Annotated in this window: 32 protein-coding genes; 9 read left to right on the forward strand and 23 right to left on the reverse strand. The window is 67.3% G+C overall.

The annotated features are described in order from the left end of the window. The 10 genes from JL108_RS16450 to JL108_RS16495 all read right to left on the reverse strand — a co-directional run. Positions 1–310, reverse strand: a 310-nt coding sequence (locus JL108_RS16450; protein WP_205199244.1) for an AMP-binding protein, incomplete at its 3' end; no start/stop codon positions are given. Between the two features lie 14 nt (positions 311–324). Next, complete coding sequence (locus JL108_RS16455; RefSeq protein WP_205199245.1) at positions 325–1,761, reverse strand: MmgE/PrpD family protein; 1,437 nt, start codon at positions 1,759–1,761, stop codon at positions 325–327. Continuing rightward, entirely contained in the window at positions 1,758–2,564 is an 807-nt protein-coding gene (locus tag JL108_RS16460) for an ABC transporter permease (protein WP_143914233.1), read from the reverse strand. Before JL108_RS16460 ends, JL108_RS16455 begins: the two co-directional genes overlap by 4 nt. After that, positions 2,561–3,367, reverse strand: coding sequence for an ABC transporter permease (locus tag JL108_RS16465; RefSeq protein ID WP_307837299.1), 807 nt, complete (start codon positions 3,365–3,367; stop codon positions 2,561–2,563). The genes JL108_RS16460 and JL108_RS16465 overlap by 4 nt, the downstream gene beginning before the upstream one ends. After that, positions 3,364–4,182 (reverse strand): ABC transporter ATP-binding protein, encoded by an 819-nt coding sequence (locus JL108_RS16470; protein ID WP_240191404.1) that lies wholly within the window; start codon positions 4,180–4,182, stop codon positions 3,364–3,366. The genes JL108_RS16465 and JL108_RS16470 overlap by 4 nt, the downstream gene beginning before the upstream one ends. A gap of 7 nt (positions 4,183–4,189) precedes the next feature. After that, positions 4,190–5,182, reverse strand: coding sequence for an ABC transporter substrate-binding protein (locus JL108_RS16475; protein ID WP_205199246.1), 993 nt, complete (start codon positions 5,180–5,182; stop codon positions 4,190–4,192). Next, positions 5,179–5,718, reverse strand: a complete 540-nt coding sequence (locus JL108_RS16480) for a 3-isopropylmalate dehydratase (RefSeq protein WP_205199247.1) — start codon at positions 5,716–5,718, stop codon at positions 5,179–5,181. The genes JL108_RS16475 and JL108_RS16480 overlap by 4 nt, the downstream gene beginning before the upstream one ends. Further along, a complete protein-coding gene (locus JL108_RS16485) occupies positions 5,715–6,977 on the reverse strand; it encodes an aconitase/3-isopropylmalate dehydratase large subunit family protein (protein ID WP_205199248.1) in 1,263 nt (420 codons plus the stop codon). Before JL108_RS16485 ends, JL108_RS16480 begins: the two co-directional genes overlap by 4 nt. After that, positions 6,970–7,827 (reverse strand): oxaloacetate decarboxylase, encoded by an 858-nt coding sequence (locus JL108_RS16490; RefSeq protein WP_205199249.1) that lies wholly within the window; start codon positions 7,825–7,827, stop codon positions 6,970–6,972. Before JL108_RS16490 ends, JL108_RS16485 begins: the two co-directional genes overlap by 8 nt. Beyond that, positions 7,820–8,593, reverse strand: a complete 774-nt coding sequence (locus JL108_RS16495; protein WP_205199250.1) for an IclR family transcriptional regulator — start codon at positions 8,591–8,593, stop codon at positions 7,820–7,822. The genes JL108_RS16490 and JL108_RS16495 overlap by 8 nt, the downstream gene beginning before the upstream one ends. A 126-nt stretch (positions 8,594–8,719) precedes the next feature. Here JL108_RS16495 and JL108_RS16500 point away from each other — a divergent pair, with 126 nt between their 5' ends. From JL108_RS16500 to JL108_RS16510, 3 genes are all read left to right on the forward strand, one after another. After that, positions 8,720–9,298: a VanZ family protein gene (locus JL108_RS16500; protein WP_205199251.1), complete on the forward strand. Its 579-nt coding sequence runs from the start codon at positions 8,720–8,722 to the stop codon at positions 9,296–9,298. Positions 9,299–9,634: 336 nt separating this feature from the next. Beyond that, the gene (locus JL108_RS16505; RefSeq protein WP_205199252.1) at positions 9,635–10,081 is read left to right on the forward strand and encodes a hypothetical protein; all 447 of its coding nucleotides are present in this window, start codon (positions 9,635–9,637) and stop codon (positions 10,079–10,081) included. A gap of 46 nt (positions 10,082–10,127) precedes the next feature. Next, positions 10,128–10,727 (forward strand): hypothetical protein, encoded by a 600-nt coding sequence (locus JL108_RS16510; protein WP_205199253.1) that lies wholly within the window; start codon positions 10,128–10,130, stop codon positions 10,725–10,727. 676 nt (positions 10,728–11,403) lie between these two features. Here JL108_RS16510 and JL108_RS16520 read toward each other — a convergent pair. The 3 genes from JL108_RS16520 to JL108_RS16530 all read right to left on the reverse strand — a co-directional run bounded on the left by JL108_RS16520 (position 11,404) and on the right by JL108_RS16530 (position 13,769). Next, positions 11,404–11,784, reverse strand: coding sequence for a DUF2255 family protein (locus JL108_RS16520; RefSeq protein WP_205199254.1), 381 nt, complete (start codon positions 11,782–11,784; stop codon positions 11,404–11,406). 75 nt (positions 11,785–11,859) lie between these two features. After that, positions 11,860–12,774 (reverse strand): alpha/beta hydrolase, encoded by a 915-nt coding sequence (locus JL108_RS16525; RefSeq protein WP_205199255.1) that lies wholly within the window; start codon positions 12,772–12,774, stop codon positions 11,860–11,862. Positions 12,775–12,830: 56 nt separating this feature from the next. Next, on the reverse strand, positions 12,831–13,769 hold the full coding sequence (locus tag JL108_RS16530) for an alpha/beta hydrolase (RefSeq protein ID WP_205199256.1): 939 nt from the start codon (positions 13,767–13,769) through the stop codon (positions 12,831–12,833). A 179-nt stretch (positions 13,770–13,948) separates the two neighbouring features. Here JL108_RS16530 and JL108_RS16535 point away from each other — a divergent pair, with 179 nt between their 5' ends. Continuing rightward, complete coding sequence (locus JL108_RS16535; RefSeq protein ID WP_205199257.1) at positions 13,949–14,836, forward strand: helix-turn-helix domain-containing protein; 888 nt, start codon at positions 13,949–13,951, stop codon at positions 14,834–14,836. A gap of 77 nt (positions 14,837–14,913) precedes the next feature. Here JL108_RS16535 and JL108_RS16540 read toward each other — a convergent pair whose 3' ends face one another. The 8 genes from JL108_RS16540 to JL108_RS16575 all read right to left on the reverse strand — a co-directional run bounded on the left by JL108_RS16540 (position 14,914) and on the right by JL108_RS16575 (position 21,227). Further along, positions 14,914–15,486 carry a kinase gene (locus tag JL108_RS16540; protein ID WP_205199258.1) on the reverse strand — a complete coding sequence of 191 codons (573 nt, stop codon included), beginning with the start codon at positions 15,484–15,486 and terminating at the stop codon, positions 14,914–14,916. Beyond that, a complete protein-coding gene (locus tag JL108_RS16545; RefSeq protein ID WP_275888704.1) occupies positions 15,483–15,785 on the reverse strand; it encodes a HigA family addiction module antitoxin in 303 nt (100 codons plus the stop codon). Before JL108_RS16545 ends, JL108_RS16540 begins: the two co-directional genes overlap by 4 nt. Beyond that, positions 15,772–16,053 (reverse strand): type II toxin-antitoxin system RelE/ParE family toxin, encoded by a 282-nt coding sequence (locus tag JL108_RS16550; RefSeq protein ID WP_205199259.1) that lies wholly within the window; start codon positions 16,051–16,053, stop codon positions 15,772–15,774. The genes JL108_RS16545 and JL108_RS16550 overlap by 14 nt, the downstream gene beginning before the upstream one ends. A gap of 80 nt (positions 16,054–16,133) precedes the next feature. Further along, positions 16,134–17,027, reverse strand: a complete 894-nt coding sequence (locus JL108_RS16555) for a hypothetical protein (RefSeq protein ID WP_205199260.1) — start codon at positions 17,025–17,027, stop codon at positions 16,134–16,136. Between the two features lie 82 nt (positions 17,028–17,109). After that, a complete protein-coding gene (locus JL108_RS16560; protein WP_205199261.1) occupies positions 17,110–18,231 on the reverse strand; it encodes an ImmA/IrrE family metallo-endopeptidase in 1,122 nt (373 codons plus the stop codon). Further along, on the reverse strand, positions 18,224–18,847 hold the full coding sequence (locus JL108_RS16565) for a hypothetical protein (protein ID WP_307837300.1): 624 nt from the start codon (positions 18,845–18,847) through the stop codon (positions 18,224–18,226). The genes JL108_RS16560 and JL108_RS16565 overlap by 8 nt, the downstream gene beginning before the upstream one ends. A 164-nt stretch (positions 18,848–19,011) precedes the next feature. Continuing rightward, positions 19,012–19,863: an Abi family protein gene (locus JL108_RS16570; RefSeq protein ID WP_205199263.1), complete on the reverse strand. Its 852-nt coding sequence runs from the start codon at positions 19,861–19,863 to the stop codon at positions 19,012–19,014. A gap of 287 nt (positions 19,864–20,150) precedes the next feature. After that, positions 20,151–21,227, reverse strand: a complete 1,077-nt coding sequence (locus JL108_RS16575) for a DUF4238 domain-containing protein (protein ID WP_205199264.1) — start codon at positions 21,225–21,227, stop codon at positions 20,151–20,153. Positions 21,228–21,605: 378 nt separating this feature from the next. Between JL108_RS16575 and JL108_RS20630 the strand changes: the two genes are divergently transcribed. Further along, positions 21,606–21,944, forward strand: coding sequence for a transposase (locus JL108_RS20630; protein WP_374190855.1), 339 nt, complete (start codon positions 21,606–21,608; stop codon positions 21,942–21,944). A gap of 65 nt (positions 21,945–22,009) precedes the next feature. Here JL108_RS20630 and ychF read toward each other — a convergent pair whose 3' ends face one another. Together ychF and JL108_RS16585 are read right to left on the reverse strand one after the other, a co-directional pair. Next, positions 22,010–23,098 (reverse strand): redox-regulated ATPase YchF, encoded by a 1,089-nt coding sequence (gene ychF / locus JL108_RS16580; RefSeq protein ID WP_205199265.1) that lies wholly within the window; start codon positions 23,096–23,098, stop codon positions 22,010–22,012. A gap of 11 nt (positions 23,099–23,109) precedes the next feature. Beyond that, positions 23,110–23,652 (reverse strand): GNAT family N-acetyltransferase, encoded by a 543-nt coding sequence (locus tag JL108_RS16585; protein ID WP_205199266.1) that lies wholly within the window; start codon positions 23,650–23,652, stop codon positions 23,110–23,112. A gap of 18 nt (positions 23,653–23,670) precedes the next feature. On the opposite strand from JL108_RS16585, the gene JL108_RS16590 reads away from it, so the two are divergent. The 4 genes from JL108_RS16590 to JL108_RS16605 all read left to right on the forward strand — a co-directional run bounded on the left by JL108_RS16590 (position 23,671) and on the right by JL108_RS16605 (position 26,566). Further along, entirely contained in the window at positions 23,671–24,432 is a 762-nt protein-coding gene (locus JL108_RS16590; protein ID WP_205199267.1) for a methyltransferase domain-containing protein, read from the forward strand. A 103-nt stretch (positions 24,433–24,535) separates the two neighbouring features. Then, positions 24,536–24,862 (forward strand): antibiotic biosynthesis monooxygenase, encoded by a 327-nt coding sequence (locus JL108_RS16595; protein ID WP_143914216.1) that lies wholly within the window; start codon positions 24,536–24,538, stop codon positions 24,860–24,862. Between the two features lie 208 nt (positions 24,863–25,070). Next, positions 25,071–26,135: a DNA recombination protein RmuC gene (locus tag JL108_RS16600; RefSeq protein WP_205199268.1), complete on the forward strand. Its 1,065-nt coding sequence runs from the start codon at positions 25,071–25,073 to the stop codon at positions 26,133–26,135. Then, positions 26,132–26,566 (forward strand): DUF6542 domain-containing protein, encoded by a 435-nt coding sequence (locus tag JL108_RS16605; protein ID WP_205199269.1) that lies wholly within the window; start codon positions 26,132–26,134, stop codon positions 26,564–26,566. The genes JL108_RS16600 and JL108_RS16605 overlap by 4 nt, the downstream gene beginning before the upstream one ends. The last annotated feature ends 84 nt before the right edge of the window (positions 26,567–26,650 follow it).

Consider the following 26,650-nt stretch of genomic DNA (forward strand, 5'->3'; position numbering starts at 1 on the left):
AATACGCCTTCGCATCGGAGTCGTCGAGGTGATAGGCGACCTCACGCGCGGTCAGCAGGATGTTGAGCGGCACCACCGTGGCACCAGCCTTCAGAATGCCGAAATACACGATCGTGAAGTACGGCAGATTCGGGATCGAGATCGCGACCTTGTCACCCGGCTCAATACCGCGCGACACCAACAGATTCGCGACCTGATTCGCCGCGCCGTCGACCTGCGCATACGTCAAACGCGTATCGCCGAAAACGATCGCAACACGGTCAGGATACTTCGCGGTGGTCTCATCGAGCAGGCTGGCGAGGTTGGACATGAGGAGCCTTTCCGTCACAGAGCGATGGGGAGTGCGGGAACGGGTGCAGTGAGCTCGGCGATGAGCACCGACACGTCCGACAGCGAGTCGAGACCGAGCACCAGGTCCTCGATACGCGCCCACCGGTCGACGATGTCGATGGAGGCAGCGAGGCGGCGAGCCTTGGCGACCACGTCGGCATTCGACAACGGACGCGTCGGACCGCCGAGCGGGCCGGCCACCTCGATCTCGACGGACTCGCCCGAGCGCAACGCGATGACCATCCGCGTGCGGAAACGATCCTCGGGACCGTCGAACGCCGGGCAGTGATGGACGTCCACGCGATCGAGGAGGCTCCAGACATCGTCGGCACCAACCCGGTCATGCGTGAACTGCTCGGCGAGCACCTGGCCGTCGAGAAGCGCGACGCAGACGGCATAGCCGATGTTCATCTGGGCGCCGATCGTCTCCAACGGCCGCTCGGGACGCCACCAGCCGTGGTGGTACGCCGCGTGCGAGACCTCGACGGAGATGGACTCGACATCGCCGCCCGCGATCCCCCGAGAACGAGCTTCCAGGGCGCAGTCGATGGGCGCGTGCGTGGCGGCCATGGCCGCATACGCCTTCACGCCCGTGTCCAGGAGCGCCCACTCACCGCCGAGAGCATCGACGATCAGGTCGGCCCGCGGATCGTGGCCTTCACCGAAGGTGGCGAGGAATCCGCCGTATTCGCGCTCGTACACGCGCTTGATGCCCGTGTAGCCGGCCTCGGCGAGCGCCGCGGCGTACAGGCCGTTGCGGGAGGAGAATCCGTGGTGCATGCGCTTGGACATCGCCTCGTACTGCGCCGCCATCAACCCGGCGGACTGTGTGCCGGCGAGGCCGAGAGCGTCCTCGATCCTCGCTGGATCGAGCCGACGCAGGCGCGCCGAGGTCGCAGCGCTCGCATGCGTGCCGAAGACCGCGCCCGAGTGCCACCCCCGGGACAACATCTCGGCACCGTGCAGAGCCAGCCCCACGCGCGGCCCCACCTCGTACCCCGCGATGAGAGCGGTGAGCGTCTCCTTCCCCGACACGGTCCGGCCGAGCGCCGAGATCGTGCTGAGCGCGCTCGGCACCACCAGGGAGTTGCTGTGCAGCGGTGCACGGACGTGATAGTCGTCCAGCTCGAAGCCTTGGATGAAGGTCCCGTTGAGCAGGCACGCCGCCGGACCCGAGGTGGTCAGACCCCACCCGATGACGGGGACGTCACCTTTCCCCTCGAGCGCCACGACCGCATCGACCGCGCGCTCGGACCAGGGCAGCCGGGCACCGACCAGCGCACAGATCAATCCGTCCAGGACGAGGTGGCGGGCACGCTCACGGACAGGCTGGGGCACGTCATCGTGCTGGAGCCCGGCCACCCAGGTAGCCAACCGACCGGTGACCCCGGCGGCATCGGTCGGCTGTTCTGCGGGCGAGTAGGTCGTCATGGCGTCACCTCGTAACGTCGGCGGATACGCAGCTCCAGCTGCTGTAGCGCGAGAGTGGGAACCAGGGCGAGCACCCCGATGAGAAGGACCTGGCCCATGATGTTCTCCACGCGGGCCAGCGACAGGTTGCGCAGCAGCTCATAGCCCAGACCGGAGGATCCGGAGAACATCTCGGCCAGCAGCAGCCCGATCAGGGTCAGCCCGAAGCACAATCGCATGCCGGCCGCGAGCGACGGCAGGACACTCGGCACCACGATGCGTCGGATCAGCGACCACCGCGACATGCCCAGGCTCGCGGACATCTTCAGGTGGAGCCGGCTGACCCCGGCGGTCGCCTCGACCATGATCAGGAACATCGGCAGGACGCCGGAGACGAAGGCGAAGGACCCGCGGCTCATATCGCCGATACCCAGGAAGAGCAGGAAGATCGGGTAGAGCACGATCTTCGGGATGCTGTTGAGCGCGTAGACCAGAGGCAGCGCGGCACCGGACCAGAAGGCGCTGAGGCCCAGCATCATCCCGGCGACCGACCCGATGACGACGGCCGCCCCGTAGGACAGGAGCAGTACCCGGGCCGTGTCGACGACGCTCCCGAGGAATCGCGAGCTCGACAGATCGGACCACAGACTCTCCAGCGCCTCGGCCGGGCTGGGGTACACCGCACTGTCCGCCAGCGCCGACGAGACCGCCCAGGCGATCACGATGAGTCCGGCGAGGACGAGGGGCGGGACCCAGGCAGGAGACCCGGGGCGCCGGTCGGCGCTGGCGCCCCGGCGGCTCTCACGTGCGCTACGGGCGTTCATCGGCGCCTCCAGTCGAACGAGCTCAGGGCGGCGCTCAGTGCGAGATTCGCCAGGAGGGCGAAGACGCTCACGAAGACGATGCCCGCGTACATGTCGACGGTGTTGAAGTTGTTGTAGGCCCGGTTGACGACCTGACCCAGCCCGGTCGTGGCCAGGATGAACTCCGTGGCGAGGACGGCGATGATGGCATAGCCGAGACCGAGCTTGAGGCCCGCCAGGATGTCGGGCAGTGCCGATGGCAGGAGGATCTTGCGCAGCTGCTGAGCCGGCGTCATCTCCAGCGATCGCGCGAGTTTGGTGACGATCGGGGGCGTGGACTCGAACCCGACCAGGGAGTTGGAGATGACGATCACCACGCTGAAGAGCGTCGCCAGCAGGATGATCGGCACCATCCCCGTCCCGAACATCACGACCATAACGGGGTAGAGCGCGAAGATCGGCAGCGCGTAGAACACGTTCACATAGGGCTTCATCGCCCGGTGGATCCATCGATAGCGCGACATCGCATAGGCGACGCCCACGCCCACGAGGGCCGAGGCCACGAAGCTCACGCAGATCAGGAGCGCGCTACGGAGCAGGGCGTCGACGACGAAGTCACGGTCGCCGAGCAGCTCGATGGATCGCGTCGCCATCTCGCTCACGGGGATGAGATCGAGGCGGGACACCGCGCCGGATCGAGCGTAGAGCTCCAGCGACGCCACCATCACGACGAGGAGCACGAGCGTCCACGCCCGAGCGGGCAGTCCCGCCACCCGTGCCGGCGTGGGGCGCACATAGGCGGGGACGACCGAACGCGCCGTCACCGCTCGCTCCGCATCGCGACTTCGGCCTCACTGCGGATCTGCGCCCAGATCCGCTCCTGCGCCTCGGTCGCCGACTGTTCCGACAGCGCCACGTGGGACCTCGGGCGAGGCAGGTCGATCGGCACCTCGTCGATGAAGGTGCCCGGCCTGCGGCCCATCACCAGGACACGATCCGACAACAGCACGGCCTCCTGGATGCTGTGCGTGATGAACAGGACGCCGCAGCCGATCGTGTCGACCACACGGAGCAGCTCCTCTGCCATCAGCATGCGGGTCTGCTCGTCGAGAGCACCGAACGGCTCGTCGGCCAGGATCAGGTCCGGCTCCGTCGACATCGCGCGCGCCATGGCCACGCGTTGCCGCATGCCGCCGGACAGCTGCGCGGGATAGTGGTCCTCGAAGCCGGCCAGGCCGACGATCTGGACGAGCTCGCGCGCCGTGTCGCGGCGTTCCTTGCGTCCGATCCCTCGCACCTCGAGCGCGAAGGCGACATTGTCGAGGACGGTCCGCCACGGAAGCGTTGCCGACTCCTGGAACACGATCGCGGTCCGCCGACGGGGGCCGTCCACCGGGGCGCCGTCGATCTCGACCGTGCCCGAAGCAGGATCCTGTAACGCGCCGACGATCTCCAGCAAAGTGGACTTCCCGCATCCGCTGGGACCGACGATCGAGACGAACTCTCCTCGTTCGATCCGCAGATCGACCGGGCCGAGGGCGTGGACCGGACCGAAGTGCTGTTCGACCTGGGTCGCCCACACGATGGGCGTCGTAGTGCTGCTCATGGGCACGTCCTCCTGGACGGTCTGGGTACTCATCGGCGAGTCACCCGCACTCGGAGGGCAGGGTGTCCGAGACACCGGCGGGCAGGAAGTCGTCCTGGAACAGATCGCAGAACTCGAGCTCCTCGGAATCCATCGCGATGCGCTGGGCCTCCACCGCCTGTTCGATGGCCTCGGCATCGAACCCGGCTCCCCAGTTGTCGTAGTCGAGCGCATGGTCGACGATCGCCTTCGCCGCGGCAGGATCGATCTCGATGTACTCGGCGTACAGATCGGCGGCCTCCTGGGGATTCTCGCGGATGAACTCGACGGCCTCGGCATACCCGGCCACCACGGCCTCGACCGTCTCCGGGTTCTGCTCCGCGAACTCGGGTGTCGTGGCGATGACGCTCTGCTGGAACTTCTCGAGGTAGTCGGCGCTGGAGACCACCACACGGAACTTGTCGCTCTTGGCGACGACCGACGGCGGCACCACCGCGACATCGACGTCACCGGCCTCCAGCAGCGCGACCCCCTCGCCGACGCCACCCGATGAGGTGCGCTCGACGGTCTTCTCGACCCCGGCGACCTGCGGGAGCATGAAGGTGAGCGCCTGCGTCACCGACTGGGGATTGGTGTAAGCCCAGGTGCCGATGTCCTCGATGGAATTAACCTCGGCGTTCGCATCGAGGGCATAGAAGTCGAGCCCGTAGACACTCTGTGTGGCACCGCCGACCACTGTCAGGGGCGCCCCGGCCTCGCTGGACTCCAGCACGGAGGTGAACCCGACGTCGGCGATCGGCAGATCGCCGCTGAGCATGTTGCGGACCGTCGTGCCGCCACCCTTGCCGGGCACGATATCGCCGATCGTCACGCCGCGGTCCTCGAAGAATCCTTGGTCCTTGCCGACCAGCCACGGGATCGAATACGGCTCGGAGGCATTGCTGACGGCGATGTCGAATGAGGTGACCTCGCTGGCGTCGCCACCGCCGCCGCACGCGCTCAACGACAGCGCCGAGGCGACCGCACCGGCGATCAGGATATTGCTGGACTTCATGACTTTCCTCCTGTGGTGCTGGTCGCGTCGACGCGATCCAGGTATCCCCCGGCTTCCAGACGGCTGATGAGTCCGCCGCCCTCGATCAGTTCCGTGACGAACTCCGGCAGCGGCTCGACCTGGTGGTCGACCCCGCGGGTCTCGTTACGCAGCAGGCCCGCCGCCGCATCGACGGCCAGGACATCGCCCTCGTCGATCAACTGCCGGGCCGTCGGGACGACGAGCGCCGGTAGGCCGTAGTTGAGGGCGTTGCGATGGAAGAGCGAGTTGTACTGCTCGGCGATCAGGCACGAGATCCCGAGGTGGACGAACAGCTCGGCGCAGGCGCGGCTCGACCCGAGGCCGAAGTTGCGTCCGGCGACGACGATGTCGCCGGGCTCCACGAGCCGGGGCCAGCCCGGGCGCGTGGCGTCGAACATGTGCTGTGCCGCCTCGGGCACCGGCAGCTTCATCGCGAAGCCCGGGTACATGTCGTCGGTGTTGATCTCGTCGCCGAAGACCCAGGCACGACCGCGGACGCGAAGTGTCGATGTCATGCGGCGACCTCCGCCAGCTCGTCGGGGCTCGCGATGCGTCCGATCAACGCCGATGCGGCCACGGTGGCCGGCGACGCCATGAAGACCTGCGCCTCGGTGCTGCCCATACGGCCGCGGAAGTTGCGGGTGCTGGAGGTGACGCAGACCTCGCCCGGCGCGAGCACGCCCATGTGGTAGCCGAAGCAGGCACCGCACGTCGAGTTGGTCACCACCGCTCCCGCCTCCACGAGGGTGGCGACGTAGCCGAGCCTGACGGCGTCGAGGTACACCTGCTGCGAGGCCGGTGTCACGATCAGCCGCACCCCCGGCGCCACCCGCCGTCCCGAGACGATGCGAGCGGCGACCTCGAGGTCGGCGAGCTGGCCGTTGGCGCAGGATCCGATGAACGCCTGGTCGATCGTGACGGATTCGAGCCGGCTCAACGGGACCGCGTTGTTGATGACCGTTCCCGGCAGCGCGACCATCGGCTCGATCGTCGAGAGATCGATCGTGCGCACGTCGGCGTACTCAGCGCCCGCGTCGGCGTTGCCCGGCACGTACGTCGCGCCCGGCGCGACCTCCGCCAGGAACGCCTCGGTCAGGTCGTCGTAGGGGAACAGCGTGAAGTCCGCTCCGATCTCCGCGCCCTGCGTGGCGATGGTGCGACGGTCCGACATCGGCACCGAGGCGAGCCCCGGTCCGCCGAACTCCAGGGCGTGGTCCGTGGCATCGCCGTAGGCGCCCGCGATGGCGAGGAAGATGTCCTTCCCGTTGACATGCGCCGGCTTGGTGCCCGTGAGCTCGTAGCGGATGGAGGGCGGGACGCGATACCAGGTCTGGCCGGTGCAGATCATCTGGAGGATCTCCAGCGGTCCGAGACCACGGGCGGCCGAGTTGAGCGCGCCGCCCGCGCAGGTGTGCGAGTCGGTGCAGCAGACCACCGTGCCGGGGAGGACGAGGCCCTGCTCGGCGATGACCTGGTGCACGATGCCGTGACGCCCCACGTCGTAGAAGCGGTCGATGTCGTGCTTGGCCACGAAGTCGCGTGCCTTGCTGCCGTGCTCGGCGTCGCGCGGCGTCGGCGCGGGGACGGCGTGGTCGAGGACGACCGCGATCTTGTCGGGGTCGTGGACGGCACGCACGTCGCCGAGCCGGTCGTGGGCGAACTGCACGTCGATGACGACGGTCATATCGACATCGCTGGTGACGATCTGTCCGGGGCGGACCTCGGACGAACCCGACGAGCGGGCGAGGATCTTCTCGATGATGGTGTCAGGCATGCGCGGGCTCCTCGCTGGCGCGGCGTCCGAGCCACGCGTCGAGACCGACGGCCTCGAACAGGACCCGCGGAGCGACCGCGGGGCCCGACGACAGCCGGCCACCGGCGATATCGGCCATCGCCGCGGTCATCGCCGCGAAGGCGGCGCCGACGGTCGCGGCCGGAAGGATGGCGCCGGCATAGCCGAACTCCTCGAGCTGTTCTCGTGAGACATCGGGTGACTTGCCCCCGGGCACGACATTGAAGATGACGGGAACGTCGACGGCGGCGGGGATGTCGGCGATCTGCTCGATCGTCTGAGGAGCCTCGACGAAGATCACGTCGGCTCCGGCCTCGGCATAGCCCCGGGCGCGCCGGAGGGCCGCGTCGATCCCCTCGACCGCGACGGCATCGGTCCGCGCGACGATCAGCGCCGTGGAGCGGGCGGCCGTGGCGGCCTCGATCTTGAGGCAGAACTCGTCGGCCTCGACGAGCGCCTTGTCGTCGAGGTGACCGCACCGCTTCGGGAAGACCTGGTCCTCCAGCTGCACCGCGGCGGCGCCGGCGATTTCATAGGTCTGCACCGTGCGGAAGGTGTTGGTCTCGTCGCCGAAGCCGGTATCGCCGTCCGCGATGATCGGTACGCCGGTGAGGTGGCGGCGTGCCACGGCGATCGCGCGGGCGATCTCCGTGACGGTCGTCAGGCCGATATCGGGTAGTCCCTCCGAGGCCGAGACGGCAGCCCCGGAGACATAGGCGGCCTCGACTCCCGCTCGAGCGGCGACCGCCGCCGACAGTCCGTCGTAGACGCCGGGGGCCACGAGCAGCCGATCGGCGCGCAGCAGGTCCGACAGCACCTGGGCGTCAGACATCGACACGCTCCTCTGCGGGAACGTGCCCCATGCGGGCCGCGATCGCGTTCGCCGTCGCGGCGACGATCGGGCCGACGCGCTCGGCGGCCGCCTGATCGAGCCGGGTCGACGGACCGCCGATCGCCAGCACGGCCTCCGGTCGCCCGCCGAATCCGATGATCGGCGCGCCGACCGAGTTCAGGCCGACCTCGCGCTCGCTCTCGCTGTAGGCCCAGCCGCGTTCGCGCACCAGGGCGAGCTGCTCGTCCAGGCGATCGCGCTCGACGACCGTCGAGTCCGTGTACCGCTCGAATCCCGCGGTGGCCGCGGCGGTGAGCGCCTGATCGTCGAAGGCCATGAAGCACTTGCCCGCGGCACCCGCGTGCAGCGGCAGGACCTGCCCGACGTAGCCGCGGTAGATGACCGAGTGGTGGGACGACGCGGCCTCCACGAGGACACGGGTGTGGTCCTGGCGGACATACAACCCGGCGCTCTCACCGGTGACGTCCCGCAGCTGCTCCACGAAGGGGCGCGCGACGCCGAGAAGGCTCGAGCCCGCCCGGGCGGGGGCGCTCCAGACCAGGACCCTCAGGCCGACGCGATAGTCATCGCCTTCGCGGACCAATAGTCCCTCTTGCACGAGCGTCGTGACGATGCGGGCGACCGTCGTGGCCGGCAGGCCCGTTCGCTGACGGATGTCCGCCACGCCCAAGCACGGCTCCGCCTCGGTGAAGCAGTCGAGTACGGCGCAGGCTCGACCGAGCACGCGCACTCCAGGTTCCGACATTGACCCTCCATAAACCGTTCTACGGTTTCTAAAACCGTCTAGCGGTTGTGACCGTACACACGTGACGTGGGCCACGTCAAGCGAGATGTCGATGCCGGCCATCGCGAGGGGCTACGATCATCGGCGATGACCGGCCCCTTCGATCGCGTTCCAGCGCTGCCCGTCGTGATCCCCATCGGACTGCTGCTCTTCGCTGTCCTGCTCTGGCACCTGCACACGAGACAGCTGCTCTCCGTGCCCCGCGCCTCGGTCGCCGGGGCGTTGGCCGTCTACGCCGGCGGCATCCTGGCCAATACCCTGTTTCCCGTCTATCTGGGAATGCCCCGCGCGGATGAACCGTGGACACCGGGCCTCGCACTCGTCCCCTTCCACGACTACGAGTTCGCCGACGCCCTGACGAATGTCCTCGTGTTCCTTCCTCTCGGGATACTGATCCCGCTGCTTCTCGCGCATCCCTCGTGGTGGAAGGTCCTGGCGTGGGTGGTGGCGGTCAGCTTCACGATCGAGCTATCGCAACTCGCGGCGCAGAAGCTCGTCGCAGGGGGCCACATCGCCGATGTCAACGACTTCATCTTCAACACCGTCGGCGGCGCGGTCGGGTGCGCCGTCTTCATGACCCTGACGAGAGTCCCGGGCTTGGACGCCTTCGTCGAGCGCTTTCGCTGGACGCAGCCGACCTCGGCACCCGAGGACGGCCTTCGTTGAAGCGCCGCACCGCGGCTCAGCTGTACTGCGGTCACGTGGCCAGCGCGCCGCACGCGCCGGGCGAGACCCTGCACACGTATCGAGCACGGCGTCGGTGTCTCTCACCGACGGTGTCGGCCGCAGTACAGCGGAATTCGGGGGGCCGGTTCGTCGTGCTGCGACGTTTCGTTCGCGGATCCGGTCGGTTATTACGATCGCGCCCATCGCGCCCGCCGGAGCCTGGTGTCCTTCTCCCCGGAGCGACCGCGAGCCGGGGCGGATGCCGGAGTTGTGGAACAGCCGTCGTAGTCTTGAGCCCCATGACGGCGAGACATTCACGCTGACGGAGGTTCCCCCATGCACTCGACGAGTGACGTCAAGCGACGCACCGTGCTAGCGGCCGGTGTCGGTGCCCTGGGGCTCGCGCTCACTGGGTGTTTCGGCGGGCGCAGCAACGTGGAGGCGGTGCAACGGGCGTTGCAAGCGGCCGTGGAGGATCTGCCCGAGTACGTGGCGGGCAAAGTCCAGTATCAGGACGGGTTCTCACAGGGAACGTCGATATCCGGGAACATCTCCGTCGCCACGACGACTCGCGCGCAGACCGAGCAGGCCCTCGAGCGCATCCACGAGGCGTTGATCCGCGCCTACCTGCCGCAACCGAATGTGAGGCTCGCCTCCGTGAGGATGCGCGCCTACCCGCCGGACCAGGCGAACGAGGTCGTGACCTCGGCCGATATCGCCGGCCCCGAGGACAGCGTGTCGGTCGACACCGACGACCTCATCGAGCAGTTCGACATCAACTAGGGACGTCGGCAAGGCTCGACGTGCGCTCGGCCTAGGATGGTCTGAGATGACGAATAAACGTGCTGCCGAGGAAACGCTCGCGGCCCTGGACCGTGGCGAGCGCGTCACGATCCCCACCTCGCGTGGGCGGGTTCTGCTCACCCTCATCGTCGCGATGACGATCGGTGCGTTGCTGGCTCTCCTCCTCGTGGTCATCATCGACAGCTCCTCCGAACCGCAGAGCGGCCGGCAGGCCATCGCGGCGAATCTGCGTGTATGGGCGGTCGGCATCGCGGCGCTCGGATGCCTCACACTCGCCCCCGTGGGCGCCGTCCTGCGGTTGCGGAGGTCGGAGTCCCTGGTGCTCAGCCGGGAAGGCCTCGCGCTGTCGCAGCGCGGTCAGCTCCTGCCGGCTACCGTCGTCGCCTGGACCGATATCGAGCGGATCGAATTGCAGCGGCTGAAGCCCGGAGCCCCGCGCTTCGTGACCTTTCGACTCACCGAGGAAGCCGCCGCTCGGCACGGCATGACCAGCCCCCATCAGCGACAGCGCTACCTGTGGAAGCACCTCGAGCTCAGCCCCCGCAAGCTCCACCCGGTACTCCTCGCCGCGCACGAGCGCTACGGGCAGCACAGCGGCGCCGCAGGGTCACCGTTCCACCCCTGATCCGCATTACCCCGTGCGAGTAGCGGCGAGATCGCCTTGCGCCCCGGTCAGCAATGGCACGACTGACCGCAGCCCCCGATGCCGCTCGCCCCCGTGACCACAACGACGGTCCCGGCCAAACCGTATCGATCACTTGCCTTCCCGCTTTCCGTCGGACGGCATGGCATTCGTGCCGGCAAGTTTCACGACACAGATCACCTCCGCCGAGGCTCCTCACGCAGGCGGCTACGGCTCGATCGCGTCAACCCGGTCGTGCAGTGCCCGTCGCTCAATCCGCAGCTCGTCGTTCGACTGCAGGTTCATACAGAACTCCTCGGAGGTGCCGGAGTAGCGCGCCAGACGGATCGCCGTGTCAGCGGTGATCCCCCGCCAACCGGGTCACGATCTCGTTGATCCGGCGCGGCGGCACCTCGATGGACACAGCAGGCTTGTTCTGCGTTATCCCGAAGCCCTCGTTGAAGTCCTCCATCAGGCTCTCCCGGATGGATCGGCTCGATCAGGTCGGTCTCAGTGGTAGTCGACGAGTTCGACATCTTGCCGGTCGCGTAGATGAGCGTCGCCCGGCAGGAGGGGCCTGTCGACCGCGACGCACGTCGTCATGGCGAAGCCTTCTGTGCAGGAAAAAGTCCTGGGAGCCCTCGCGCGACGGCTCCCAGGACCATCCTCGTCGTCCGGGTCAGTCCTCGGGGACGACCTCGAGGGTGTTGCGGCGTACCGGCTCGGTCGACATCGTCACCGAGTACTCACTGTCGGCGTACTTCTTCAGGAACGAGGCGTCGACGGCCTGATTCGTCTCCTCGTCGTCGGGATCGACCGGCACGAACCGTACGTCCTTCTCGATGCCTCCGGCCGAGATCCGGCCGCGGCCGGTCTCCACGGCGGGGCCGTACCACTTGCCCTGCGTGCCGTTGAAGGAGCGGATGAAGATCCGGTCACCGACGGGCACCGACCAGATGTCGACGGTCTTCGGGGTGGTTCCGTCGGGAAGAGTGGCCCCGACGGTGAAGTACGTCTCGGCGTTGATGCGGTCCAGCTCGTCCTTGGTCCACGCGGCCATGGGGTAGTCCTTTCGTTGAAGGCGGCTGCCGGCTCAGCATCGTGGCGCCGGGCCGGGCAGTTCTCGGTGGTTGGTTCAGAGCTTGTCGGCGAAGAAGGGGCCGAGCTTACTCACGGCCTCGGCTACTTCCTTCTGCCCGTCGTACATCTGCATGTGGTTTGCGCCTTCGACGACGTGGAAGGACTTGTCCTGGCTCGCAGCGCGTTCGTAGAGGTCGTCGCTCATCCACTTCGATCCGGCGTCGCTGCCCGCGATGATCAGCAGTGGCTGGGTGAGGAACGCCTCGGCCTTGTGGAACGCGTCGTAGGCGATGATCTGGGACAAGCTGCGTGCTGTCATGTAACCCGGGGCGTTCGGGTGTTCGCAGCGCGGGGTGTGGTAGTACTCCCACGCCTGGCGCAGCTCCTCGTTCGGCGCGTCGTCTTCCTTCATCGGGGCCAGCGGGAACTGGTTGTCCTTGCCCTGGGCGTCGGTGGTGCGGGCGTCCGCGCCCATCTTCAGCAGCGGGGCGGCATCGGGATCGGCGACGTCATTGGTCCAGCCGTTGCGGAACATCTGGCCGATGTTGACCATGCTCACTGTGCCGACGGCCTTGATTCGCGGGTCGTCGATCGCGGCGTTGGCGGTGTATCCGGCCCCGGCGCAGATACCCATCGCCCCGATCCGGTCGTTGTCCACGTAGTCGAGCGTGGTCAGGTAGTCCACGACGGCGCTGACGTCCTCGGTGCGGATGTGCGGGTTCTCCAGCTGACGTGGCTGGCCCGTGCTCGCGCCCTGGAACGAGGCGTCGTAGGCGACGGTGACGAAGCCGGGCTCGGCCAGCTTGCCCGCGTACAGGCCTGCGGTCTGCTCCTTCACGCCGCCGCCCGGGTGGGAGACGACGATCGCCGCGTACTGCTTCGAGGCGTCGAAGTCCGGAGGGAAGTTGATCACGGCGGCCAGGGTGGTTCCGTAGCCGTTGAGGGTCTTGATCTCGATGTTCTCGCTCATGTTTCTCTCCTGGGATCGATCTGCGATGTGGTCTGGTGTCTCGGTGTGCGCCGTGGTCACAGGTGGGTGCCGAAGAACTCAGCGGCGGCTTCGATGGCCTTGCCCGTGGGCTCGGGCTGGTCGTACAGGTCGTAGTGGGACGTGTCCGGCAGCACCAACAGCCGCTTGTCCTCCGAGGCGGCACGGCCGTAGATCTCCTGCCCGTCGCGGTACGCCCCGAACCCGCCGGGCTTGTCGCCGATCACGACGAGCAGCGGCCGGGTCAGCAGCAGCTCGGCGTCGAAGAAAGCGTCCCAGCCGACCGCCGCCGCTCGTCGCGAGAACGTCGCGCTGGTCGCGCCGCCGGGTGTCCGGCCGCGATCGGTCTTGTAGTAGTCGGTGGCCTCGAGCATGTCGATGTCATCGACGCCTGCCTTCTTGCCCGCCTCGACGGATTCGGGCAGGAAGTCATCGACACGCGCGTCCTCGCCGCGGGCCTCGGTGGTGCGTTGCGCCGCCATCTGCTCGAGCACGGCGATGGGGGCGTACTGGCTGAAGGACTCACGGCTCAGTCGGCCGAAGTTCACGCCGGTGATACTCGTGACGGCCTTGATCCGGCGATCCGTCATGGTCGCGCTGATGACGTAGCCGCCGCCTCCGCAGACCCCGATACCACCGATGCGGTCGGCGTCGACATACGGCAGGGTCACGAGGTGGTCGATCGCGACCCGGATGTCCTCGACACGCTGGGCCGGGTCCTCCACAAGGCGCGGCTGCCCGCCGCTTTCGCCCTGGAAGCTGGCGTCGAACACCAGCACGACGTGCCCGGCCTCGGCCAGCGCCTTCGCGTACACGTTGCCGGCGGTCTGCTCCTTGCAACTGCCGATCGGGTGCACGCTCACGATCGCCGGATATGATCCATCCTCATCGAAGTCCGCGGGGAGGTGGAGGACCCCTGCGAGGTCCCAGGCCATCCCCGGGGACCGGAACCTTACCTGCTCGGTACGTCCGGTCATGGTGCCTCCTGATTCGTCCTGTTCATGTCCGTCGAGCGCCGGGCCGTTTCCTGACTGCCCCGGACGATTTCAACTCTGCGCGCCCCGAGCGGCAGGAGGAAGGTTGCGCTGGAACCCCCTTCGTCCGGGGCCCTGGCCGAACCTGGCTCCGAGCCCGGGGCCCGCCTAACGTTGAGTTCATGACGCCGAAGAACGAGAACGTGCGGGAGTTCCTGGCCACCCGGCGTGCAAAGATCACCCCCGAGGAAGCGGGTATCCCCCGAGGCAGCGGTGTGCGTCGCGTCCCGGGTCTACGCCGCGAGGAGGTCGCGATGCTCTCCGGCGTCTCGGTGGACTACTACACCCGGATCGAGAAGGGCGACCTGACCGGCGTCTCCGACGAGGTCCTCCACGCCCTCGCCCGGGCACTGCGGCTGGACGAGGACGAGACCGCCTACCTCTACGACCTCGCCCGCTCAGCCCAGCGGCCCGCCCGCCCCCGTCGCACGTCGCGAGCCGCGACGACCGTGCCCCAGCGGGTGCAGCTGCTCATCGACTCCATGAGCGCCTCGCCTGTCATCGCCCTGAGCCGGCGTCTCGACGTCCTGGCCGCGAACGCCCTCGGCAGGGCGCTGTTCGATGTCGTCTACAGCAGCCCGACCCGCCGCTCGGCCACCTCAGCCCCGAACCTGGCGTCCTTCGTCTTCCTCGACCCCGCCGCGGCCAGGTTCTACGGCGACCTCGACGCCGCCGCCACCACCTGCGTGAAGATGCTCCGCGCCCACGCCGGAGCAACGCCGCACGACAAGCAGCTCACTCAACTCGTCGGCGAACTGTCCACCCGCAGCAACGACTTCAGCGCCCGGTGGGCCGCCCACGACGTCGGCGTCCACCGCTCCGGGACGAAGATCCTCCACCACCACGAGGTCGGAGAGCTGATCCTCGGTTTCGAGGAACTCACCCTCGACTCCGCGCCGTCCATCACGCTGTCGACATACATCGCCGAACCCAATTCCCCCACCGCGGAACGGCTGCAGTTGCTGGCGGCATGGACCGCCGCCTACGCGCCCGAATTCCCAAGAGGGTGACGCCGAGATCGGCGAGGACGCCCACTGGAACCTAGACATTGAACCGAAATTCAACCGAGTTCCGGCACCGAAGACCATCACAAGAAACTGGACGATGCCGCCTCAGCGGCAGCGGGCGCACTCCACCCGACGTCCGCGAGAACCCGCTCCAGTGCCTCACGGGCACTGACTGCCTCGTCGAGAACAACCTCGTCGAGTCCACGCACGCGGTCAGCGTTGCGATACCAGGAGGCCACTGTGTCGACCGATACCTCCTCGGCCAGAGCCTTGGTGCGATGCCGCCGCAACGTCTCATCCAGTGCGAGTTCGTAGCAGTAGGAGCGAGTCACACCGCGATGATCGGACCGCAGACGCACGAGCATCTCGCCGTAGATCTCGGAGTGCAGAATGCCCTCGATGACCACGTGAAGACCATGCTCGAGCGCGAATCGCGCGGACAGTTCCATGTAGGGGACGCTCAGAGCTTCCGGATGATCACGGACGTGAAGGATCTCGCGACGCAGCACGTCGTGCCCGACGATCGCGATGCCCCGTGGCCGAGCGGCCCGGATGGCTTTGGCCAGGCCCGACTTCCCGCTGCCGGAGTTGCCACGGATGATGATCAGCCGAGAGCCCTCGGAACCGACGAGCGTCGAGTCCGCGCCGCTCATGCCGACTGAAGAGGCCTGATCGCTGTGATCTGCTCGCCCGCGAGGTCCTCCGCGCGATCCAGCTCGTAGTGGCTCTGCAGGTTGATCCAGAACTCCGCCGAGGTCCCGAAGTACTTCGCGAGACGCAGCGCGGTGTCGGCTGAGATCCCCCGCTTTCCGTGCACGATCTCGTTGATCCGCCGGGGCGGAACCCCGATCGAGACGGCGAGCTTGTTCTGCGTGATGCCGAAGCCCTCGATGAAGTCCTCCATGAGGACCTCACCAGGGTGGATCGGCTCGATCCTGTCAGTGGTAGTCAACGATCTCCACCTCCTCCGGTCCGGCGTCTGCCCATACGAAACAGATCCGCCACTGGTCGTTGATCCTGATGCTGTGCTGGCCAGCCCGGTCGCCCTTGAGCGCTTCGAGCCGGTTCCCAGGCGGGATCCGGAGATCCTCGAGCACCTCCGCAGATCCCACCTGACGAAGCTTGCGCAACGCGACACGATGGATCCTCGGATCGATCGAGCGCACGCGTTCACGACGCCACAGCCGCTCGGTCTCCTTGCTGCCGAACGACCTGATCACGAGACCAGTGTATAACGGAGTCCGTCATTAACGCTAGACGTTAAACCGGAACTCCACCACGTCGCCGTCGGTTAGGAACGTCAGGTTCGGACTGTTGCCCTCGTCTCCCTGGCGTTTCCCGAGGCGTCGGTCCACGTGACCACGCAATCGACTGCGTCTGGCGACCCCATGGCGAGCAGCAGAGGGAACCGTGCTTCCTGACCTGGCGGGATGGTTCCGAGCGGACCCTCCTCGCGATGCACGCGGAACATCGCATTCTCCGGCAGGTCCAGGAACTGGAAGTCCACGTCGGACGCCGGTCCCCGCGAGGTGTTGTGAAGCACGAGCGACCAGTGCCGCTGGGTCTTCAGCCGACCCTTGTTGTCCGTCTTCACGCTCTCGCGAACCTCGGCTCGCGGCCACACGCCTTCCGAGGGGTCCAGCCCTGCCGGTTCCTCATCCTTAGAGGCTTCGACGGACTGTTGGAACTGCGCAGTAGCCCTGCTCAGGAAGTTGTTGAGGTGGCTAATGAGGTCGCCCTCGTTGGCATACTCGAAGACGAGGGCGGTCTTACGCAGGTCAGTCAGGTACTCGGTCAGGCGCTTCCGCTCTTCAAGGGCTGAACCACCGAGAGGCGGTCTGGCGGACGTATTCACCAGTACCGCCACCGACTTGCCAGCCTCGACGAGGACCTTGATCTCTTCGGCCGTACCCGAATCTGCCTCACCGGTCGGAGTGCCCAGGCGATCGTAGAAGAGAGCGACAGCGAAGTCCGCCTCCTCAACGATCTGGTCGTTGAGGATGGCCTGAGGGCGGTCCCCGAACTCGGCGACCGCGTGCTCGGTCCAGGACACGGGCAGCACGGTGAGGCCGACGACGCGGCCGAGGTTGAGGTTCCACTGGCTGATCGTCTTGCGGATGGTCGCCATGTCCTGGACGGGCACGTCTCCCGGTGCCGAGATGAGCAGGTGGAGCGCAAGGGTGGGATAGGCCATCGATGAAGGTCCTTCGTTGGTTGGTGATGAGAGGCAAAGTCGGGCCTGGGCAAGTCAGCCCCCATCCGGCGGGACCGGAGGGTCAGTCACTGCCGACGAGGCGGAGCACTGGGCGCTCGTCGGCATCGCCCAGCAGGTCGCGCACCAGGTAGGGGCTGATCTTCAACGCTTCGGCAAGCGCCGGCACGGGCGCGCCGTGGTCACCGGCGAGGTCAGCGGCCTTCCTCAGCAGCGTTGGCACCTCGCCCGGATAGGCGCTGGTCGGGTCGGCCTTGGAGTCGTAGACAGCCGACAGCCGCTGGTAGGCACGCCGTGCCGAGGACTCGGTGGTGCGCCCGCGCTCGACCATCCGACGGATCAGGGAGGTCGGTGAGACCCCCCATGTCCTGCCGAGGCGGTCGAGGACAGCGAGATCGAGCCGCTGCGGTAGGGCTGCGTCCATGGACGCAGCCGGAGTGAGGAAGGCCGCGGCGAACTCGTCCGCTTCCTTCTCGATGGCAGCACTGTGCTCGCCGGTATCGGCATGCAGCAGCAGGTGCCCGACCTCGTGCGCGATCGAGAACCGATGCTTGAACACGTTCTCAGTCCGACGCGGGGTCGTGATGATGATCGGTCGGTCGACGATGACGACGGAGAAGGCATCGACGGTGTCGATCTCGGCGAGAGGTCGCACGGCGACCACAATGCCTCGGGACTCGGCCGTGGCGACCAGGTGCTTGACCGGACCATCGGGCAGACCCCAGTGACGGCGCAGCAGAGCGGCCGCTTCTGCGGGAGCGGTGCCGGGATGGACCTCAGGGAGGTCGACCTCAGGGAGCTTCACGTGCCGTTCGAGCGCGAACGTCAGCTCCCACACCAGCGCGACCGTGGCCAACGCCTTCTGACGGTCGCTCACCTTGGCCGTCCGCAGACTCCGGAAGTGAGCGTTGACCATGTCGATGCGCGCCAGGGGGCGTCCGACGCCGAAGAATCCAGGACGGACGTCGAGCGCCTTTGCCAGGCGGTCGAGGACATCGGGGCGCGGTGAGTTGACGCCGGCCTCGTACTGACCGATTGCGGCGGCGGAGACGCCCACCTCAGCGGCCAGATCGGTCTTGGTCACAGAGCGGCGGACGCGGGCCTGGGTCAGCCGCGCCGGCTCGAAGCGTCCGTGCGTCTGCCCAGAGCCCGAGACGTCGAACAGGCTCGGAGTGTCATCACGCATCCGGGTCTATGCCTTCCTGCTCTCGCGGCTCGATACCAGGCGGCACCGGGGTGCCGCTGTCGAACGACTCGCCAGCCGATGCCGCGTCGGCCTCGACGAGCTCCGGCTCCCACATGGCTTCCTGGCCGTGGCGCTTGACCTTGCCGGTCGTCTCGTCGAGCTCAGCGACGGCCCATTCGATCGACTGCAGCTGCCGGGGAGAGGAGTGGACGATAACGAGCACCACCGGCATCACCTCACCGGCGGCTCGCACCACGCGCTCGAGCCCGGGCTGCTCCGGCTCGACTGGCTCGTCTCCGATGACGGGATCGAACAAGGTGGGGTCGGGCGGCTGAGCAGAGAAGCCGTTCTTCTTCGTCGGACTCGACGCGAAGTCACCGGGGTCAGCGGAGTCCGGGATGCGCCAGACGTAGATCAAGCAGTCATTGACGACGGGGAGCTTGTATCCGGCCGGCCGAAGCTTGTGCGACTGGAAGCCCCGGTCAACCAGTGCCTCGTTGGCATCGGCGAGCAGATCGCGCCACTGGCTGCCGAAGTCAATCGCGTACCGCGACTCCGACACCAGGTGTGCCTCGGCAAACCTGCCGTGCACAGAGCGAACGACCTCGACGAGCACATCGCGGACCCCGGATGCGTGACTGCCGAGCGCCTCGGCGGGTGAGAGTGGAATCATCGTGGACCTCCTGAATCCGCGTCCAGAGCCGCGGATTCGGCAGGGACAGCAACTTCAGCATGACACATGATTCGCGCACGAGCGCTTCAGCAGATCATCTCGGCGTGTCATGCGTGGTCGCGAGGACTCTGCGGCTTGGCCAGGCCCTGCATGAACTCCGAGGCCCGGTCGTGCTCGGCCGCGAGCTTCGGGAGCAGAGGGCCGGCGACACCGCCGCGGGCGGTCATGTCGTCGAGGGAGGCGATGACGTCGAGCACAGACCGAGGCTCGAACTGCCCGGCCTCTCTCTTCGCCTTCTTCCTCACGTTGTTCGGCGTCGGGCCGGCGTCGATGACGGAGTGGTGCCACAGCCGGCTGTGGTGGGCGCACCGGTTGCGCAGGTAGACCAGGGCCTTCACCCGATAGGCGAAGCCTGCCTTGGCGACGCCGATGCTCGTGGCAACGGAGTCGGCCAGCGTGCCGCCGGCTCCTCGCTCGATCGCCTTAGACAGCGTGCCGAACGACCAGGCCTCGACCGCCGACCACACCGGCAGTTCGCTGAAGTCAGCGCTGTCGCCGCCAGCGCCCCGGTAGCGCAGGATGTGGCGGTCCCGGCTGCGCTCGATGTCGCGCAGGCACGACTCGACGGTCGGCTCGCGATCACCGACGTCGGTGTAGAAGTCGGCCTCGAGGTACCGGCCGTACGGCCCGTGCTCGTCGGCGATGACCCGGGCGGTGTGCGATCGGAGCATGAGCTCGACGCGGGCCAGTGGCCGGACGAGCGCGGTGCGCAGCGCCTCGTCGGCGTCGTAGACGGCACGGATCTCCTCGAACGTGCAGCCCGGCCGGAAGCCGTCGTCGCCGAGGTGAGGAGCCTTCTGGAAGTACCGGGCGTAGCCGGAGAACCGGTAGTAGTTCGCCGCTGCGAGGAACCGGGCGCACTCGGTGGCATCGGGGACGGCCAGGCCCCGGCTGATCATGAGGGCCACCTGATCATCCCGGGACAACGATGGCTTCATGCGGTACCCCGGAAGAAAGAGGCCCCTCCCATTTGAGCTTCTACGAGAGGCTTAGGAGGGGGTCGATTGATACCAATGTAGCAGACGCGGTCCACAGCCACCATCCAACGACGAGGACAGCCTGGCAAGTCATCGCCTCGGACCACTGACATCTCGGCTGTCGGCAGACGTTAGAGCGCGAACCTCCACTCCACCACATGCCCGCACGTAGGGCAGTCTGTTCGTGGGCGGTGCGACTGCGGCGGGTATCAGCCCGTGCCGCTTCCGAACGTCATGCCTGGCCCTCGTTGCCCATGCGGCGCGAACAGTGGCTCACCGTCGAAGTCCATGTCGACGAGTCCTCCCATCGGTTTGATGTTGACCAGGTCTGGTTCGTGCAGATCGGCAGGGACGTACCGCTCGTCCTCGGGGTGGTGAAAGACGTACTCCCTGGCCGACTCCGCGGTATGCAGGTTGAACAGTTTCTCCATTGCTGTGGTCCCGGACTGGATTCGGTCGATCCGGCCGGCAAGCACCATCTCGCGAAGCTGCTGGACACGCGGATCGTCCGCTCCGATACCCTCCAACATTGCCATGGGATCGCTCATGAGCAGCCCCAACTTGCGCGTGAGCGGGAACGTGACGCCCCATGCCGTCGCGAAACCTACTCCCTCCCACGGCTCGTCGTCCGGTCGGCGCACCAGACTGACCGGAGCATCCGATGTGATAAGGGAGCGTCGGTCGAAGCGAACGAGTGCCCAGGGGCGAGTCGCAAGGTAGGGCGTCAGCTCGATCGCAGTCTCGACTGCGTTCTGGATGTGAGCCAGGTTGGAGAATCCGATCGGCGGCCCACCGGTCTGGGTGGCCTCGTCCCAGATTCGATCCTCTTGCTCCGGCGTCGGGTCGAATCCGAGATTGTCACGAATCCAGGCTCCGACGTTTTTGCGACCACCGGCACCCACTTCCAGCCGGACCATGGTCGCGCGGAGGTGCTCGGTCGTCCTCCTTGTGTCCGGCCCGCGCACGCTCTGCAACGCCGTGTAGTGGGCGAAAGCCAACCTGTCTTCTTCGGAGGGAGGGAACTCGCCGTTGGCGAAGCCCCTGATGATGCCTAGGGCCTGACCCTCGACCTCGCTCAGCACCTTCTCGAACGCATCCGGCTCCTCGAACTCACCGACCGTGTGGAAGTGGTTCTGCGCAGCCACATTCTTCACGTTCGGCGTGTATGGCAGCCGGGAGCGGTCGAGGGGCACGACCCTGATGCGCTCCTGGCCCGTCGCGAAGCCCCGAAGGTACCCCTGCGGCACATAGTGATGGAGCTTCGCCGTGCTCTTCTTGCCTGTCATGTTCGCACCCTCTCTGCGGTCGCGCCTGAATCGCCCTCGCTCAAGTAGCTCCCCTACATCGCGAATCTGCGCCCTCTTCGATTTCAATTGCGGGCCCCTTCGTCATGACGAAAGTCTTCCCGACGGGACCGACAGTCTGAGCGACAAGCGGAAGGAACAGCACTTCGCAATCCTGTACAGCGGCGACAGATCTACCACTTACATCTGGTGCATCAGGATGGCCTGCGGCCAGACGACCGCGACCTCTACAGGCGACGGACGCCCCTATCAGCCAAGCACCCATCGCTGCCCCGAGAGCGTCATCCGACTCAACGCCATCATGCTCGCCCGCGGCATACCCGATGTCGAGGACGGCAGCACCAGCGGCGCGAACCACTCGTGCGGCCGCTCCCGCTGCCACAGGACGCGCCTCGCCGCGGAGGGCCCCGCACGCACTCTCGTAAAGTCATCGACGCAATCCGCTACCGCGAGCGCACGGGGACCAACTGTCGCGAGCTGCCCGTTACGTTCGGCTCGTGGCATACCTCATCGCCGTCGCACGGCTCGCCGATCGATCAATTCGCCAGCAACGCGCCGCATAACATAATAGGCCCTAAACTTTTGCACCGGGTCCAACCGGCTTGCGCGCTTGCCGCGACGCCGAATGCGGATACCCAGACGCGAGACCGAGACCGAGACCAAGACCAAGACCAAAGCAAATGTCAGACAGGCACGTGACTCACATATCGCAGCCTTAAGACCTTACGCTGTCCTCGCAGGTCAGTAGGTATTTTTGACAGTTTCTACACGTTAAACCGGAACTCCACCACGTCGCCGTCGGACATGATGTAGTCCTTGCCCTCCATGCGGACCTTGCCGGCGGCCTTCGCCGCGTTCATCGAGCCCGCCTCGACGAGGTCCTCGAAGGACACGATCTCGGCCTTGATGAAGCCGCGCTGGAAGTCGGTGTGGATCACACCGGCCGCCTCGGGAGCGGTCGCGCCCTTGCGAATGGTCCAGGCACGAGCCTCCTTGGGCCCGGCGGTCAGATAGGTCTGCAGTCCGAGGGTGTCGAAGCCGACGCGCGCGAGGGCGTCGAGGCCGGGCTCGGTCACGCCCATCTCGGCGAGCAGCTCGGCACGCATCTCCTCGGCCTCCTCGTCGTCGCCGAGACCCGCGAGCTCGGACTCGGCGAGCGCGTCGAGGAAGATCGCCTCGGCCGGGGCGACGATGTCGCGCATCTTGGCCTTCAGGTCCTCATCGGCGAGCTCGTCGGCATCGCAGTTGAAGACATAGAGGAACCGCTTGGCGGTCATCAGGTGCAGGTCGCGCAGCAGTTCCAAGTCGAGTCCGGCCGAGAAGACGCCATTGCCGGCCTCGAGGACCTCCTGAGCCTTACGGGCCTCATCGAGCTGCGCCACGAGGGACTTGTCCTTGCGCGACTCCTTCTCGAGGCGCGTGATCGCCTTCTCGACCGTCTGCAGATCGGCGAGGATCAGCTCGGTCGAGATCGTGCCGATATCGCTGGACGGATTGACCTCGCCGTCCACATGCGTGACGTCCTCGTCGCGGAACACGCGGGTCACCTGGCAGATGGCATCGGACTCGCGGATGTGGGACAGGAACGCGTTCCCCATCCCCTCGCCCTCGGAGGCGCCGCGCACGATGCCGGCGATGTCGACGAACTGCACGGTAGCGGGCAGGATCTTGGCGGAACCGAAGATCTCGGCGAGCTTCTCCAGCCGCGAGTCCGGGACGCCGACCACGCCCACATTGGGCTCGATCGTCGCGAACGGGTAGTTCGCCGCGAGGACGTCGTTCTTGGTCAGAGCGTTGAAGAGGGTCGACTTGCCCGCGTTGGGGAGCCCGACGATGCCGATGGTGAGTGCCACGGGGCACTAGCCTACTGGTCGCTCCCCCGCCCGGATGCCGCGGCGAGCACGAACGCCCGGGTCATGGTGTCGTACCAGTCGTCGCGGAGCCCGAGGTCGGTCATGCCGAGGCGTCGGCAGACCGCCTGCGAACGCTCGTTGTCCGGATCGGTGACCGCGTACAGCTCCTCGAATCCCGCCGAGAAGCCGCGGGCGACGAGCGCACGAGCGGCCTCCGTCGCGTACCCGTGGCCCCACGCATCGGGATGGAAGTGCCAGCCGATCTCGACATCGTCACGCGCACCTCCCCCGCTCGACGGCAGCGGCACGAGCAACGCCATACCCACGAGCTCCTCGCCGACCTCGACTCCGAAGACCCCGCAGGCGGGATGATCACCAGCGCGACCGGGTTGCGCCTCGATGCGCTCGACGGCCTGCGCACGCTCGGTCATCGGCTTCCCCACCCCGCTCCACCGTGCCACCTCCGGACGCGAGAACAGATCGAAGAGGAAGTCGGTGTCATCGAGATCCATCCGGCGCAGCACGAGGCGTTCGGTCCTGATCGTCGCGTCCATGGCTCGTACCCTACGAGGGTGACGGATGAGCTGGTGGAGCGTCTACGCGCCGCAGGCTGCGTCTTCGCCGAGGACGAGGCCGACGCCTTACGGACGGCCTTCAGCGGCGAGGCGCTGGAGACAGCGGTCGCGCGGCGCATCGAGGGGAGCCCATTGGAGCAGGTCCTCGGCTTCGCCGCTATCGGTGATGTGCGGGTCGATCTCGGACCCGGGGTCTTCGTGCCGCGCGCGCGAGCCACCGCCATCGCCGAGATCGCTGCGGCACGCCGTCCCGATGCTCGCATTGTCGTCGACCTCGGCTGTGGTGCCGGCACACTCGCGGCGATCCTCGCGACCCGGCTCGCCGCCCACATCATCGGCACCGAAGTCGACCCCGTAGCCATGTCGTCCGCTCGGCGGACGGCACGCCGTTACGGATTCGAGGTGGCCGAGGGGTCCTGGTGGTCGCCTCTGCCGTCCTCCTGGCGCGGTCGCGTCGACCTCGCGGTGGCCTATCTGCCCCACGTGCCGACCGGGCAACTCCACCGGATCCACGCCGACTTCCGCGCGCACGAGCCCGAGGTCTCGGTCGACGGCGGGCCGGACGGTCTCGACCCCTGGCGAGCGGTCGCCCAGGAGACCGCGTCCTGGCTCACGCCAGGCGGTCTTTTCGTCACCCTGATCGCCCCCGAACAGCGCACAGAGGCCCTCCGCATCGGCGAAGACGCCGACCTGGACGTCGAGTACGAGGAGTCCGATGACGATCTCGTCCTCCTCGCCCACCGGCCGGGCCACCGGTGACTGTCCGTCCGTGTGAATCAACCAAACGGACGCTGTCGCACCGCCGGCTGCGGGGAAAGGACGCATACTCACCGCCCGGGAACGGGGGTGCGAGGATGGCGTCATGAGCGTCATCAAGATCAATGCCATCACTGTGCCCAAGGAGAGCGGCGACGAGCTCGCCCACCGCTTCGCCAAGCGTGCCGGTGCCGTCGACGGACAGGAAGGCTTCGAAGGCTTCGAGCTCCTCAAGCCCACCGACGACCGCGAGCAGTGGCTCGTCGTCACCCGTTGGCGCGACGAGGAGTCGTTCCAGGCCTGGATGAACTCGGCCGCGTTCGGCCACGGGCATCGCTCGGAGAGCGAGCGCGAGGGCGGCGAGGCCACGAAGCCGGTCGGCACCCAGAGCGAGCTCTGGTCCTACGAGGTCGCCGGCGGCTCCGGACGCTGAGGCCCGTCCCTCCTCACCGCCTTGTGGCGGTGGACCATCAACCGAACCAGCCACACGTCGGTCGGTCGAGGTACGCCATCAACCGAATCGACGACGTTTAACGTTGATCGCCTACCGCCACCGCACGCGTAGCGTTGATGGCCTACCGCCACCGGGTGCGGCGGGTGACATGCGCGGTTTTGTCGGTGGGTGAGGTCACAGTGGAGGCATGGACGCCTTCCCCCTGCTGATCGTCGCTCTCCTGGCCCTCGGCCTCGGCTTCTTCGCGGGCCAGCTCACGGCCTCTCGCCGGGCTCCCGCGCCGGCGCCCGTGGATGCCGATGCCACCCGCCTGGCGATGGAACCCGTCGCCCGGAGCATCGAGCGCTTCGACTCACGGCTTCGCGATCTGGAGTCCCACGGCACGGCCTGGCAGGCACAGCTACGCGAGCAGGTCGACTCCGTGCGCTTCACCAGCGAGCAGCTGCGTCGCGAGACCGCCTCCCTCTCCACCGCGCTGCGTCGTCCGCAGGTACGCGGACGCTGGGGCGAGATGCACCTGCGACGCACGGCCGAGCTCGCCGGCATGGTCGAGCGCTGCGATTTCGACCTCCAGGTGAGCACCGAGGGTGACGACGGTCGGCTGCGGCCCGACATGCTCGTCCACCTGGCCGGCGGCAAGTCGGTGGTCGTCGACGCCAAGGTCCCGCTCGACGCCTACCTCGATGTCGCACAGGCCGAGGACGACGACGAGGCCGCTGCTCACCTGCGACGCCACGCACGACAAGTGCGCACCCATGTCGACCAGCTCGCCGCCAAGACCTACTGGCGCCAGTTCGACCACGCTCCCGAGTTCGTCGTGCTCTTCGTTCCCGGCGAGTCCTTCCTGTCGGCGGCCCTCGAAGCCGATGCGGCGCTGCTGGAGTACGCCGCGGCCAAGCACGTCATCATCTCCACCCCCACCACCCTCGTCGCACTGCTGCGCACCGTGGCCTTCGCCTGGACCCAGGAACAGCTCGCCGACAACGCCCGGGACATCCACCGTGCCGCACGCGAGCTGTACGAGCGGCTCGGTACCGTCGCCGGCCATCTCGACCGCGTCGGCGGCGCGCTCGACAAAGCGGTCCGCTCCTATAACGACGCCATCGCCTCGGTCGAGTCGCGCGTCCTGGTCAGCGCCCGGCGCCTCCAGGACCTCCAGGTGAGCGACACGCCGCTCGACCCGCCGCGACTCATCGACACGACACCCCGTCAGATGACGGCCTCGGAGCTCACTGATCGGTTAACGTCATGACCATGGCCTCGGCGCTGCTGCGCGCACCTCGCACCCTGGCGGGTCACGATCTGACCGCCCGGCAGGCCGTCGTGCTGGCCGTCATCGCCCTCACCGTCATCATCTCGCTCGACCTGCTCGACCATCGGCTCGGGCTCCCGTTCTCCCTCGGCTTCGTCCTGGTCGTGGCGACACTCCCGCTCGCCGTCCGCCCCGATGCGCTGTTCGCCGCCGGCGTCGCCCCACCGGTGCTCTTCGCGGCGGCGATGCTGCTGGTGTCGGCCTTCTTCGGCTCCGCGCTCGTCCTCGATGGGACACCCGACGATGTCGGCATCCTGGGCCGTGCGCTGTCGGGCACGATCGCCTTCGGCGTGCCTCTGCTGATCGGACACGCGCTGGCCCTGGGGGTCATCGTGGCACGGATCGTCAACAGCCCTGCCCCGAGTCGCTGACCTCCGGACGCGCTCCGGTGGTGGACCTCCGCTCCTCCTGGAAGGCTGGAAGCCAGCTTTCGCCATCCACTACCGAGGAGATGA

Source organism: Aeromicrobium sp. YIM 150415, assembly GCF_016918125.1.
In the GTDB taxonomy this organism is placed as follows: domain Bacteria; phylum Actinomycetota; class Actinomycetes; order Propionibacteriales; family Nocardioidaceae; genus Aeromicrobium; species Aeromicrobium piscarium.